The organism is Methylobacterium sp. 190mf (genome assembly GCF_900107945.1).
Classification (GTDB): domain Bacteria; phylum Pseudomonadota; class Alphaproteobacteria; order Rhizobiales; family Beijerinckiaceae; genus Methylobacterium.
In genome coordinates this window covers 91,867-104,886 of sequence record NZ_FNVI01000024.1, presented here as the reverse complement: position 1 = coordinate 104,886, position 13,020 = coordinate 91,867, and the positions used below count along the sequence as shown (strand labels likewise).

Annotated in this window: 9 protein-coding genes; 6 read left to right on the top strand and 3 right to left on the bottom strand. The window is 69.5% G+C overall.

What is annotated here, in order from left to right; genetic code table 11:
* Positions 1 to 1,245: CHASE3 domain-containing protein (locus tag C4T42_RS24710; RefSeq protein ID WP_103986036.1), on the bottom strand; the 1,245-nt coding region annotated here is incomplete at its 3' end.
* A gap of 247 nt (positions 1,246 to 1,492) precedes the next feature.
* Here C4T42_RS24710 and C4T42_RS24705 point away from each other — a divergent pair.
* A complete protein-coding gene (locus C4T42_RS24705) occupies positions 1,493 to 3,826 on the top strand; it encodes an EAL domain-containing protein (RefSeq protein WP_020093570.1) in 2,334 nt (777 codons plus the stop codon).
* A 7-nt stretch (positions 3,827 to 3,833) separates the two neighbouring features.
* Here C4T42_RS24705 and C4T42_RS24700 read toward each other — a convergent pair whose 3' ends face one another.
* Together C4T42_RS24700 and C4T42_RS24695 are read right to left on the bottom strand one after the other, a co-directional pair.
* Positions 3,834 to 5,648, bottom strand: a complete 1,815-nt coding sequence (locus tag C4T42_RS24700; RefSeq protein WP_026604997.1) for a thioesterase family protein — start codon at positions 5,646 to 5,648, stop codon at positions 3,834 to 3,836.
* A 197-nt stretch (positions 5,649 to 5,845) separates the two neighbouring features.
* Entirely contained in the window at positions 5,846 to 6,730 is an 885-nt protein-coding gene (locus tag C4T42_RS24695) for a LysR family transcriptional regulator (RefSeq protein WP_020093572.1), read from the bottom strand.
* 213 nt (positions 6,731 to 6,943) lie between these two features.
* Here C4T42_RS24695 and C4T42_RS24690 point away from each other — a divergent pair, with 213 nt between their 5' ends.
* The 5 genes from C4T42_RS24690 to C4T42_RS24670 all read left to right on the top strand — a co-directional run bounded on the left by C4T42_RS24690 (position 6,944) and on the right by C4T42_RS24670 (position 12,557).
* Complete coding sequence (locus C4T42_RS24690; RefSeq protein ID WP_020093573.1) at positions 6,944 to 8,254, top strand: dicarboxylate/amino acid:cation symporter; 1,311 nt, start codon at positions 6,944 to 6,946, stop codon at positions 8,252 to 8,254.
* Positions 8,255 to 8,306: 52 nt separating this feature from the next.
* Complete coding sequence (locus C4T42_RS24685) at positions 8,307 to 9,146, top strand: bifunctional allantoicase/(S)-ureidoglycine aminohydrolase (RefSeq protein WP_026604998.1); 840 nt, start codon at positions 8,307 to 8,309, stop codon at positions 9,144 to 9,146.
* Positions 9,143 to 9,655: an ureidoglycolate lyase gene (locus C4T42_RS24680; protein ID WP_020093575.1), complete on the top strand. Its 513-nt coding sequence runs from the start codon at positions 9,143 to 9,145 to the stop codon at positions 9,653 to 9,655. Before C4T42_RS24685 ends, C4T42_RS24680 begins: the two co-directional genes overlap by 4 nt.
* A 230-nt stretch (positions 9,656 to 9,885) precedes the next feature.
* On the top strand, positions 9,886 to 10,920 hold the full coding sequence (locus C4T42_RS24675) for a TRAP transporter substrate-binding protein (protein ID WP_020093576.1): 1,035 nt from the start codon (positions 9,886 to 9,888) through the stop codon (positions 10,918 to 10,920).
* Positions 10,920 to 12,557 (top strand): acyl-CoA synthetase, encoded by a 1,638-nt coding sequence (locus C4T42_RS24670; protein WP_020093577.1) that lies wholly within the window; start codon positions 10,920 to 10,922, stop codon positions 12,555 to 12,557. The genes C4T42_RS24675 and C4T42_RS24670 overlap by 1 nt, the downstream gene beginning before the upstream one ends.
* Positions 12,558 to 13,020: the final 463 nt, after the last annotated feature.

Below are 13,020 nucleotides of genomic sequence, written 5' to 3'. Positions count from 1 at the left end.
GGCCAGGAGCTTCATCTCCGAGGCCACCACCGAGAAGCTGCGCCCGCTCTCGCCGGCCGCGGCCGCCTCGATGGCGGCGTTCAGCGCCAGCAGGTGCGTGCGCTCCGAGATGTCGTTGACCGTCTCGATGATGTCGCCGATCGTCTGGGTCTTCTCCGACAGGCTGACGATGTTGCCCGCCACCGCCTCCGCCTGCTCGCGGATCGCGTCCATGGCCTTGGCGGTGTCGGACACCGCGCGCAGCCCCTGGCGCGAGGTCTGGGCGGTGGCCTGGGCGGTGGCGATCACCTCGGTGGCGCGCTTGGAGATCTGCGCCCCCGAATGGGTGATCTCGTCGACCGTGGCGGCGGTCTCCTGCACGGCGGCGAACTGCTGCTCGACCGAGGCCGCCTGCTCCTGCGCCGAGGCGCGGATCTCGGCCGCGGCCGCGTTCAGGTCCGCCGTCGCCGCCCGGTTCGTCCGCGCCAAGTCCGACAGACCCGAGACCATCGTGTTCAGCGTCGTGCTCAGACGGCCCACTTCGCCGCCGGCGCGGACATCGAGCGTGCTCGACAGGTCGCCCTCGCCGACCCGTCCCACGAAGCCCATCACCGCCACGAGAGGCCTGACGACGAGGCGGTTGATGGCGACCCCGATGCCCAGGCAGATCAGCAGCGTGATCAGCGTTCCGCCCCAGAGGGCGAGGCCCTCGTTGCGCTCGCTCCGCGCGACGCGCTCGGCCAGCGCGGCCCGAACCGCTCCTTCGAGACCCTCGATGGCCGCGAGCTTCTCGCGGAAGGTGTCGAACAGCCGCTTGCCCTGACCGTCCGCCTCGATCTTGACCGCCTCGTCACGCTTCGCCGGATCGGCCGCGATTCGCACGACGACCTCGCCGACCTCGGTCTGCCAGCTGCGGGCCGCGGCCACCGCGTCGGCCAAGAGGCGCGTCCGCTCGGGATCGTGGCCGATCAGGGTCCTGAGCCTGTCGATCGCCTCGTCCAGTGTCTGGCGCCCCGTGCGGTAGGGCTCCAGGCTGCCGTCGCGGCCCGTGATCAGGTAGCCGCGCAGTCCGGTCTCCTGATTGAGCATGGCCGCGCGGAAGCCGTCGAGGGCGCGGATCAGCTGGTTGGACCGGCTCCGGGCATCGGTCGCGTCCCGCAGCTGATCGGCCGTGATCAGGACCGCGCCGCTGGTCAGGACCGACACCAGGGCGATGACACCGATCGCACCGCCCAGGATGCGGTTGAGGCCCAGCGTTTGCGGCATCGTCTGCTTCATCCTACTCGGCCCCGCGGACGGCTCTGGCTGAGCCGCGACCGGGGCGCGCTCGCCTCTTAGCGCCGCCGCCCGGCGGATGCGAGCCGCAGCGCCGGGTGCTGGTGCGATATTTACGAGTTGTAAACCGACGAGCGACTTGTACTTGTGCAAGCGAGCGATTGTGTATGCATCTAAATAGCGAGAGCCGCAGTTTTCGATCGTAAAGGTTTTTCAGAGGGCGTTTGCGTCGCGCGAGATGTTGATTTCTTTCCTGATCGATACCGATCGCAAAGCGGATCCACTCGACGCGAACCTTCGCGCGCGGGCCCGCGTCGAGCAGCTCGACGTCGCGCTCCGCCTGGTTCCCTTCACGATTCTTGTGAGCCTCAGCGTCGTACAGGTCATCGTTTATCTGTTCTGGCAACCGGGCAACCGGGTCTACCTCGCCGGGCTCGAGGCGCTCGTCCTGCCCCTGGCGGTGGTCTCGCTCCAGCAGTGCTGGCGCTGGCGCTCCCGTCCGAAACCCCTCGAAGTGCCGTCCTCATTCGTCCAGGGCGTGGTGCTGGCCGCCCAGGCCTACGGCCTCCTGCTGGCCTCCATCCCGGTCATGCTCTTCGCCGGGGCCGACGCGCACGGGCGGCTCCTGATCGCCTCCAGCATCGCGGGCCTGATCGCGACCGGCATGAGCGCGGCGGTGCTGCCCCGCGTCGCCATCGGCTATTCCGGCCTGATCATCCTCGGCTCATTCATCGCCCTCGCGACGACCGGGGAGCCCTTCTACATCTACGTCGCGGTCCTGCTGTTCTTCTACGCGATCTTCATCTGCTTCACGATCGTGCATCTCAGCCGGCTGTTGACGATGCGGGTCATCGCGCAGATTGAGCTGGAACGGCAGCAGGAATTCACCCACCTCCTGCTCAACGAGTTCGAGGAGAGCGCCAGCGACTGGCTCTGGGAAACGGATGCCGACCTGCGCCTCCAACACGTCTCGCCGCGCCTGATCGAGGTCGCCGGCTCCTCCGAGCGCCAGCTGATGGGCCTGCCCCTGGAGCGGCTGCTGCTGCCGCCGGTGGCGCCGCCCAGGAGCCACTCGAGCACCACCCTGTGGGGCTGCATCGCCGAGCGGCGCGCCTTCCGGAACCTGCACCTGCAGCTCGACATCGCCGGCGAGCGGCGGACGTGGTGCCTCAGCGGCAAGCCGACCTTCAACCGGGCCGGCGCATTCTCGGGCTATCGCGGCGTCGGCTCCGACGTGACCGAGAAGCGGCGCTCCGAGGAGCGGCTGTCGTATCTCGCCCTGCACGATTCCCTGACCGATCTGCCCAATCGGGTCCTGTTCCATCAGCTCCAGGAAACGGCGCGGGAACGGCTCGCGCAGGGGGACCGGTTCGCCGTGCTCGCCCTCGACCTCGACGAGTTCAAGAGCGTCAACGACACCTTCGGCCACGCGGCCGGCGACAGGCTCCTGAAATCGGTCGCCGAGCGGCTGCGGAGCTTCGAGGCGTCCGATGTTCAGCTCGCCCGTCTGGCGGGCGACGAGTTCGCGGTCCTCGCGACCGGACGGAGCGCCCGTGACCTGCACGGCATCGAGTCGCTCGCGAACGGCATCGTCGAGGCGCTCGCGTCGCCCTTCACCATCGACGGCATCCGGCTGACCGTCAGCGTCAGCATCGGGATCGCGATCGCCCCGCAGGACGGGTGCCAGGAGATCATGCGGCGGGCCGACCTCGCCCTCTACCGCATGAAGAGCGAGGGCCGGAACGGCTACCGCTTCTACGAAGCGGAGATGGATGAGCGGATCGAGGCGCGGCGCGCCCTGACGGCCGACCTGCGGGGCGCCCTCGATCGGGACGAGTTCGTCCTCTACTTCCAGCCGATCGTGGCGGCCAAGGAGTGCCGCGTGCGCGGCTTCGAGGCGCTGATCCGGTGGAAACATCCGGTGCGCGGCTTCGTCTCGCCCGGCGAGTTCATCCCGCTCGCCGAGGAGACCGGGGTGATCATACCGCTGGGCGAGTGGATCCTCCGCGAGGCCTGTCGGATCGCGGCGGGCTGGCCGGGAGATGTCCGCATCGCCGTCAACCTGTCCCCGCGGCAGTTCCGCCACTCGGACCTGACGCAACTCGTCCGCTCCGCGCTGCGCACGAGCGGGCTCGCCGCGCCGCGCCTGGAGCTGGAGGTGACCGAATCGGTGTTCCTGGAGGCCACGCCGGCGATCAACGCCACGCTCGCCAAGCTCCGCGAGATGGGCGTGCGGCTGTCCCTCGACGATTTCGGGACAGGCTACTCGAGCCTGAGCTACCTGCGCCGGATCGCCTTCGACAAGATCAAGATCGACCAGAGCTTCGTCCGCGACCTGCCGCAGGAGCGGAGCGCTGCGGCGATCGTGAACGCGATCATCGACATGGCGACGAGCCTCGACATGACGATCACCGCGGAGGGCGTCGAGACGGATGCCCAGCGCGCCTGCCTGCTGGAGCAGGGGTGCCACGAGTTCCAGGGCTACCTGTTCAGCAAGCCGCTGCCGGCCGAGCAGGCCGCCGCGCTGGCGCGTAGCGGTCAACTCCTCCCGGCGGCGGTTCAGGCGGCGTGAGGCGCGTTCAGACGCCGAGCGGCGCGACGCCGGTCGTGCCGCTCCCGCCCGCGACGGCGTGCGGGGACGTCTTCGGCCAGTAGGGCAGGAAGCCCTCGATGATCGCCCGCGGAATATCGAGCGGGCGATAGTGGACGGTGTCCACGAACATCAGCGACTGCTCGCCCCGGCCGAGGAGGCCGTTGACCTCGCTGTGGATCTCGTGCGCCAGGGTCACGAACTTCCTGTTGTGGCTCGCGATCGAGATACGGACGGTGACCGGCTCGAACTCCATCGCCTCCCGGCGGAAGTCGTGCTGGAAGGACTTCGTCAGAATGTAGAAGTCCGTCGATTTCAGGTCGAAATCCGGCATGCAGATGTTGAAGAACAGCTCGCGGGCCTTGCCCACCCAGCGCACGTAATTGGCGAAGTAGACGTTCCCGACCGAGTTGGTGTCGTCGTAGGTCGGGATGAGGCGCAGGACGAACCAGTGCCCGTCGAACCCGTGCGACGCGACGGCGTCGGTCTGGTCCAACGCCACGGGCACCGGCGCCGCCCGCGGCGCCCGCTCCGCCGCCGGGATCAGCTCCGCGACCGGCGGCGGCGCGCGCCAGCCGAGGACCTCGGCGATCATCGGGAGAGCGCCGATCAGGCCGATCAGCGGCGCGATGGCCAGCAGCGCCCAGCTCGGGGCCAGATAGCCTGTCACGAATATCAGGCACGCCGTCGCCCCGATCATGGAGGTGAGAACCGGGTCGTAGCGGCGGGTCGCGCCGAGCGTCTCGCACACGAGACACGCCGCCGCCCCGACGAGGAGCGTGGCGAAGGGCATCATCAGGTAGAGGAGCGAGAGGTTCGCCCAGATCGCCGCCGCCGCTGTGGCGAGCGCGGCACCGAGGATCCAGACCGGCGACGCCACGAGGCCGGCCGGCACGAAGGCGAGGAGCGGGGAATTGCTGCGGGCCGTGACCGAGATCCCGAGCCAGCGCGTGGCGCTGTAGAAGCTGTCGATCGTGGTCGCGGCGGCGATCGCCGTCCAGATCACGAAGGCCACCGCGACGCCGGTCGCGGGTTCGCGCCCGATCGCCTGCGCCACGGCCGCGTAGGCTCCCGACAGGCCGTCGGACGAGACGACCGGCATGCCGAGCCCCGCCCGCGCGGCGATGAGCGCGTTGATCGTCAGGAGACCGAGGAAGAGGAGCGCGCCGGTCACGTAGGCCGCGCGCACCGACCCGCCCGAGCGCCGGATCTCGACCGCCCGCTGCCACTGCTGGATGTCCATCCAGGGGCCGAGCAGGAAGCCGACCAGCGAGGGGACGACGAGCCCGTAGAAGCGCTCGTCGAAGGCCTGCAGCGGGACGTCCCAGCCGTCCCGCTGCGCGGACAGCCCGCCGAGCAGGATCACGCTCGCGGCGAGCCCGACCGCCAGCGCCCCGCAATGGACGATGCGGATCCCGCGCAGCGGGACGGCATGGCCGAGCGAGCAGGCGACGAGGACCAATGCGATCACGCCCACGGCGGCGTCGTGGCCGAACAGGGGAAGCCACGCGTAGGCCGCGAAGCCGAAGATCGTGATCGCGACGGCGAAGAACTGGGCTCCCATGAACAGGAGCGCGTAGGGGCCCTGCACGGCGGCCACGATCGCGTCGATATTCCGACGCGGCGCGCCGAGCATCCAGCCGAACAGGCCGAGACCGGTCGCGTTCGGCAAGGCGAAGGCAAGGAACCCGAGCCAGCCGTATGTCAGCGTGACATGGATCGCGTAGAAAAACCCGAGCCCCCAGAACCACGACAAAGCAATCGTGGGTGCCCAGGCCGCGGAGCGGATGAACTGGGAAGGCATTGTGGCTTCAAGCGCTCCGGACCTTAAGCTGCAATAGCGTATCAGATTCGTTTCGGGAATATGGCGAACCCAAAAGAAGGCGGATACAAGAAATTCAGTGAGGGAAAAGCATCGGGCTGCTCCGCCACGGCCGGCGATCCGAGGGGGGCGCGTGTCCTATAGGCACCCGCCACGGCGCCGAGGCCCGGGTGATCCGCCTAGTCGGCGAGCGTCTTCCGACCGTCGCGGACCAGATCGACGAAGTTGCAGACCAGGGCGGCTTTCGCGGGCGACCACAGCGCGAAGACGTCGGCGCGGATGCGGGGTCCCTCGAGCGGCCTGTAGACCACGTCGGCATGCGCCAGCCGGGCGACGTATTCCGGGATGATGGCGATGCCCAGGCCGGATGCGACGAGGCTCGTCAATGAGGCCGCCTCGACGGCCTGATGGGTGATGGTGGGGACGAACCCGGACTCGACGCAGCAATCCCAGAGATACTTGGCGAACAGCGAATCGGACATCCGGAGGAACACGAACCGCTCGTCGCGCAGGTCGGCGAGCCGGAGGCTGCCCCGCGCGAGACGGTGCCCCCTGGGAAGGACGACCTGCACGGTCTCGCTCCACGCGCGGACCCGGACCAGATCGGCATCCTGCGGCGGGGCTCGCAGGAAGCTGACGTCGGTCTGCCCCGCCTTCAGCATCGCGATCTGGCGATCCGGCGACATCTCGTGGATTCGGAGATCCACCGCGGGATAGACCTGCGCGAAATCCCGGATCGCGTGCCCGAGCGGCCCCGCGAGCATCGAGCCCGTCAGGCCGACATTGATGATGCCGGCGGTGCCCCCGCCGATCGCCCGGGCGCGCTCGACGGCCTCGGCGGCCCGCTCCAGGAGCCCGATCGCCTGAACGTGAAAGTCATGACCTGCCCGCGTCAGCGCCACGCGCCGGGTCGTCCGCTCGAAGAGAGCCGTCCCGATCTCCGCCTCCAGATCGCGGATCTGCTGGCTGAGCGGCGGCTGCGCGACACCGAGGCTCTCCGCGGCGGCGGTGAAGCTCAGGTGCTTCGCCACAGCGACGAAGTAGCGGAGATGGCGCAGTTCCATGGGCGGATTAAAACTCTGAGCGTTTCAAACTAAATGAAATAGATATTTGACGTCTAGATCGTTCGGCACGATTTTGCCGCCGGGAAGGCCGAGCAGGCATCGCTTTGCACAATGGCGCCGCGCCGCGCGGTCGGGCTCGACCGGACCCGCCCATGAGAGGCGGGACGATCGCGGTCGGGTCGGGTCGGGTCGAGCCTTCCGAGGGAGATCGCGATGAAGCGCTTGTACGGGTCGCTGTTCGGGCAGGTTGTGGCCGCCCTGATGATCGGCATCCTCGTCGGCCGGCTCTGGCCCGACTTCGCCGTCACCCTCAAGCCGCTGGGCGACGTCTTCATCAAGCTCATCAAGATGGTGGTCGCGCCGCTGGTCTTCGGCGTCGTCGTGCACGGCATCGTCGGCGCGGGCGACCTCCGGAAGGTCGGTCGCGTCGGGCTCAAGTCCCTGATCTACTTCGAGGTGGTGACGACCATCGCGCTCGCGCTGGGGCTCGTCCTCGCCTACGTGTTCGCGCCCGGTCACGGCATGAACGTCGATGTGGCGACCCTCGATGCCAAGTCGCTCACCAGCTACACCGACCGCGTCGGGCAGGTGACGGGCACCGTCGACTTCCTGATGAAGATCGTGCCGACGACCTTCATCGACGCGTTCGCCAAGGGCGACATCCTCCAGGTCCTGCTCCTCGCGATCCTGTTCGGCGCCGGGCTCTCGCTCCTCGGCGAGCGCGGCAAGCCGCTGGCCGACAGCCTGGAGCGCATCACCGAGGTCCTGTTCCGGATCATCGGCTTCATCGTGCGGCTGGCGCCGCTCGGCGTGCTGGGCGCGGTCGCCTTCACGGTCGGGAAATACGGCGTCGGGTCCCTGAAGCAGCTCAGCATGCTGGTGATGCTCTTCTACGCCGGCGTCGCGCTCTTCGTGGTCGTGGTGCTCGGAAGCATCATGCGGCTCGCGGGATTCAGCCTCTTCAAGCTGCTCGCCTACCTGCGCGAGGAGTTGACCGTCGTCGCCGGCACCGCCTCGTCGGACTGCGTGCTGCCGCAGGTCATGCGCAAGCTGGAGCGGCTCGGCATCAAAGAATCCACCGTCGGCCTCGTGATCCCGACCGGCTACTCCTTCAACCTCGACGCCTTCTCGCTCTACCTGACCCTCGCCACCGTGTTCATCGCCCAGGCGACCAACACGGACCTGTCCTTCGGCCACCTGATGCTGATCCTCGGCATCGCGCTCCTGACCTCCAAGGGCGCCCACGGCGTGCCCGGCTCGGCGATCGTCGTCCTCGCCGCCACGTTGTCGGCGGTGCCGGAGATCCCGGTGATCGGGCTGGTCCTCGTCCTATCGGTCGACTGGTTTGTCGGCATCGCCCGCGCCCTCGGGAACCTGATCGGCAACTGCGTCGCGACCGTCGTCATCGCCGCCTGGGAGGGCGACATCGACCGAGTGCGGGCCAATCGCGTCCTGAACGGCGAGGACACCACCGACACGGCGGAGATCCTCGAGGCGCCCGTCGCCGAGCCGCGCACCGCGTGACCAGATCCCCGACAGACGTTTACAGCTTGAAGTCGAATTCTGGAGACCGACCATGAGCGCTGGAGCCTACAACCCCCCGTGCGGTGGCCTACCCGGCCAGACGCGGCTGATGACCGGCCGCGCGGTGTTCACCGAGGCCTACGCGGTGATCCCCCACGGCGTCATGAGCGACATCGTCACCAGCCTCCTTCCGGGCTGGGACAGGACCCAGGCCTGGATCGTGGCCCGGCCGCTCTCGGGCTTCGCCGAGACCTTCGCCCAGTACCTCATGGAGGTCGCCCCCGGCGGCGGCAGCCAAGCCCCCGAGCCGGAGCCGCAGGCCCAGGGCGTCCTGTTCGTGGTCGCCGGCACGGCCAGCCTCACCCTGGAGGGCGCGCGGCACGCCCTGCGGCCGGGCAGCTACGCCTACCTCGCTCCCGGGGCGGCCTGGGCGCTGCGCAACGACGGCGACGCGCCCGCGCGCTTCCATTGGATCCGCAAGGCCTACCAGCCCGCCGCCGGCCTCGACGCGCCGACGTCCTTCGTCACCCACGAATCGGCGGTCGAGCCGGCCGGCATGGTCGGCACCGACGGCGCCTGGGCGACGACCCGCTTCGTCGCCTCCGACGACCTGCGCCACGACATGCACGTCAACATCGTCAGCATGCGCCCGGGCGCCTCGATCCCGTTCGAGGAGACCCACGTCATGGAGCACGGACTGTTCGTGCTGGAGGGCAAGGCGGTCTACCGGCTCAACCGCGACTGGGTTGAGGTCGAGGCGGGCGACTTCATGTGGCTGCGCGCCTTCTGCCCCCAGGCCTGCTACGCGGGCGGGCCGGGCCCGTTCCGGTACCTGCTGTACAAGGACGTCAACCGCCACCCGGCGCTGGCGCCGCGCGGGCTCGGCCGGTGAGCGCTGGCGCCCGCACGGTCGTCGCCCGGCCGCTGACGGCCGAGGCGTTCGCGCCGTTCGGCACGGTGATCGACGTCGCCGCGGTGGCGCCGCGGCCGATGAACGGCGGGATGGCGCGGCGCTTCCACGATCTGGCGGCGGTCGAGGTCGTGGGCGAGGGGTCGCGGGTGGTGATCGGGCTGGTCGAGGCGCAGCCCTACCCGGTGCCGCTGCGGCTCGGCCTGGTCGAGCGGCACCCGCTGGGCGCGCAGGCGTTCCTGCCGCTGAGCGTGGCGCCGTTCCTGGTGGTGGTCTGCCCGGACGCGGAGGGCCGTCCCGGCCCGCCCCAGGCCTTCGTGACGGCGCCGGGGCAGGGGGTCTGCTACGCGCGCAACACGTGGCACGGGGTGCTGACGCCCTACGGCCAGCCGCAGGACTTCGTGGTGGTCGACCGCGGCGGCCCGGGCGTGAACCTCGAGGAACACACCTTCGAGGAACCCTGGACGGTGCATCTGCCCGGCCAGGACTGAGGCCGAGCGCGCCATCCGCGCCATCGTCGCGTCGCCACGGTCTCGCGCGGCCGGGGCCGCCTCCGGTCGCCCCGTATCAGCGGCGGCCGGATGCAATCATTCCCGGGGACGCGGCCGCGAAAGTCCGTTGACTGGCACCGGTCAGCGGCTATCGAGGCCGCAATCAGGAGTCCGCACCAACGCGGACCCGAGGAAACGTCGGGCCCCGCGCCCGCACCGGAAAGGCCGCCATGTCCCCGTACCGCACGCCCCTGTCCCGCCGCCGATTCCTGGCGACCGGCTCGACGGCCCTCATCGCCGGTACCGTGGCGGCACCGCACGTGGCGCGGGCGCAGAAGGCAGAATTCACGTACAAGTACGCCAACAACCTGCCCGACACGCATCCGATGAATATCCGCGCCCGCGAGATGGCGGAGGCGCTGCGCACGGAGACCGGCGGCCGGTTCGACCTCAAGATCTTCCCGACGAGCCAGCTCGGCTCCGACACCGACACGCTCAGCCAGCTGCGCTCGGGCAGCGTCGAGTTCTTCACGATGTCGCCGCTGATCCTCTCGACGCTGGTGCCGAACGCGTCGATCAACGGCATCGGCTACGCCTTCCCGAGCTACGACGCCGTCTGGCCGGCCATGGACGGCGAGCTCGGCGCCTGGGTCCGCCAGCAGATCGCCAAGGCCGGCCTCGTCGCCATGGAGAAGATCTGGGACAACGGCTACCGCCAGACCACCTCGTCGACCAAGCCGATCGCCACGCCCGACGACTTCAAGGGCTTCCGGATCCGCGTCCCGGTCTCGCCGCTCTGGACCTCGATGTTCAAGGCCTTCGACGCGGCTCCCGCGTCGATCAACCTGAACGAGACCTACTCGGCCCTGCAGACCAAGATCGTCGAGGGCCAGGAGAACCCGCTGGCGGTGATCTCCACGACGAAGTTCTACGAGGTGCAGAAGTACTGCTCGCTCACCAACCACATGTGGGACGGGTACTGGTTCCTGGCGAACCGCCGCGCCTGGGAGCGCCTGCCGGCGGACCTGCGCGAGACGGTGGCCCGCCACATCAACGCCGCCGGCATGAAGGAGCGGGCGGACGTCGCCCAGCTCAACGCAAACCTGCAGGCGGACCTGTCGAAGAACGGGATGGTCTTCAACAAGCCCGACCCGGAGCCCTTCCGCGACAAGCTGCGCAAGGCCGGTTTCTACGCCGAGTGGAAGGGCCGGTACGGCGACGAGGGCTGGTCGCTGCTCGAGAAGGCCTGCGGGAAGCTCACCTGATGAGCGCCGCGGGGGCGCCGCGCGGCGGGGTCGCGCCGTGCTCCCGGCGGGTGATGAATCTCGCCCATTTCCTGCGCCGCGCCGCGCGCCGGTTTCCGGACGCGGTGGGGCTCGCCTGGGGCGCGCGGCGCTGGACCTGGGCCGAGCTCGACGCCCGGGTCGACGCGATGGCGGCGGCGCTCGCCGCCCGTGGTGTGACCAAGGGTGATCGCGTCCTGGTCCAGGCACGCAACAGCAACCAGCTGTTCGAGTCGATGTTCGTCTGCTTCCGGCTCGGCGCCGTCTGGGTGCCGGCCAATTTCCGGCAGACGCCTGCGGAGATCGCCTATCTCGCCCGTGCCAGCGGCGCCTCGACGCTGATCTGCGGCGCGGGTTTCCCGGAGCACGCCGCCGCGGTGCGCGAGGCCTGCCCGGATCTGGACCGCGTCGTGGCGATCGGCGACGCGGCCTTCGGGGCCGGCTACGACGCGCTCGTCGCCGACCATCTCGGCGCGGCCGCGCCCGTCGCCGATGTCGAGCACGACGATCCGTGCTGGTTCTTCTTCACTTCCGGCACGACGGGCCGCCCCAAGGCGGCGGTCCTGACCCACGGCCAGATGGCCTTCGTCATCACCAATCACCTCTGCGACCTGATGCCGGGCACGACGGAGGCCGACGCGTCCCTGGTCGTGGCGCCGCTCTCGCACGGCGCCGGCATCCACCAGCTCGCGCAGGTCGCGGCCGGCACCAAGACGGTGCTGACCGCGGGCGAGCGGCTCGATCCCGAGGAGGTCTGGGCTCTCATCGAGGCGTGGCGCGTCACGAATCTCTTCACCGTGCCGACCATCGTCAAGCTGCTGACTGAGCACCCCGCGGTGTCGACGCACGACCATTCCAGCCTGCGCCACGTCATCTACGCGGGCGCGCCGATGTACCGGGCGGACCAGCAGCACGCGCTGCGAGTGCTCGGGCCGGTGCTGGTGCAATACTTCGGCCTCGGCGAGGTGACGGGCAACATCACGGTGCTGCCGCCCCGCCTGCACGCGGCCGAGGACGGGCCGGACGTCAAGGTCGGCACCTGCGGATTCGAGCGCACCGGCATGCAGGTCCAGATCCAGGACATGCAGGGGCGCGAGTGCCCGCCGGGCGTCACCGGCGAGATCTGCGTCTGCGGCCCGGCCGTGTTCGCGGGCTACTACGACAATCCGGAGGCCAACGCGGCGGCGTTCCGCGACGGCTGGTTCCGGACCGGCGATCTCGGCCATCTCGATTCCGAGGGCTTCCTGTTCATCACCGGCCGCGCCTCGGACATGTACATCTCCGGCGGCTCCAACGTGTATCCGCGCGAGATCGAGGAGAAGCTCCTCACGCATCCGGCGATCACCGAGGCCGCGATTCTCGGCGTCCCGGATCCCGGCTGGGGCGAGGTCGGCGTCGCGGTCTGCGTCGCCCGTCCCGGGGCCGCGGTGCAGGAGGGAGAGCTGATCGCGTGGCTGTCCGCGACTGTCGCTCGTTACAAGCTGCCTCGGCGCGTGTTCTTCTGGGAGGCCCTGCCGAAATCCGGCTACGGCAAGGTGACAAAGCGCGCGATCCGCGAGGGACTTGAGGCGCGGGGCGACCTGCCCCTCGCCGGGCAGGCGAGGCCGCAGGCCCGATAGGGCTGTCGCGATCCCATCCGGTTGATGCGGCATCCCGTCTTTGCGAGCGGAGCGAAGCAATCCAGTCAGCGCCACGATCTCAGTGGACGCGCCGCCCTGGATCGCTTCAATTCGCTCTCGAGGACGCCAGCGGCGGAATCGGCCTCCATATGCGGGATGCAGTTTCAGGAAGTCGCATCGACCTAAGGGGGTCCGACCGGTGGCAGGCATTCCGAGCGGAAAGTCGGGCCGGTCCACATCCCTCCGCGCACATCATGATCTCGTTGCATGACAGCTCCGAGATGCAGACCCTGACATGTCCCCGGAGCTGCGCGCATATTGCAGTGCAGCACGCCGGGCCCCCGCCCGGCCACGATCGGGATCTCGGCACGATGACCACCCTCGCGAATCTCGTCAGCCGGCTCGAGGGTGCAGTGCGGCGCGCCGCGGCCGAACGCTACGCCGAGCAGCGCGAGCGGATCGC

Excerpts from the sequence above, each read along its gene's own strand:
- C4T42_RS24705 (WP_020093570.1), top strand. The coding sequence starts at position 1,493 with ATGTTGATTTCTTTCCTGATCGATACCGATCGCAAAGCGGATCCACTC.
- C4T42_RS24700 (WP_026604997.1), bottom strand. The coding sequence starts at position 5,648 with ATGCCTTCCCAGTTCATCCGCTCCGCGGCCTGGGCACCCACGATTGCT.
- C4T42_RS24695 (WP_020093572.1), bottom strand. The coding sequence starts at position 6,730 with ATGGAACTGCGCCATCTCCGCTACTTCGTCGCTGTGGCGAAGCACCTG.
- C4T42_RS24690 (WP_020093573.1), top strand. The coding sequence starts at position 6,944 with ATGAAGCGCTTGTACGGGTCGCTGTTCGGGCAGGTTGTGGCCGCCCTG.
- C4T42_RS24685 (WP_026604998.1), top strand. The coding sequence starts at position 8,307 with ATGAGCGCTGGAGCCTACAACCCCCCGTGCGGTGGCCTACCCGGCCAG.
- C4T42_RS24675 (WP_020093576.1), top strand. The coding sequence starts at position 9,886 with ATGTCCCCGTACCGCACGCCCCTGTCCCGCCGCCGATTCCTGGCGACC.
- C4T42_RS24670 (WP_020093577.1), top strand. The coding sequence starts at position 10,920 with ATGAGCGCCGCGGGGGCGCCGCGCGGCGGGGTCGCGCCGTGCTCCCGG.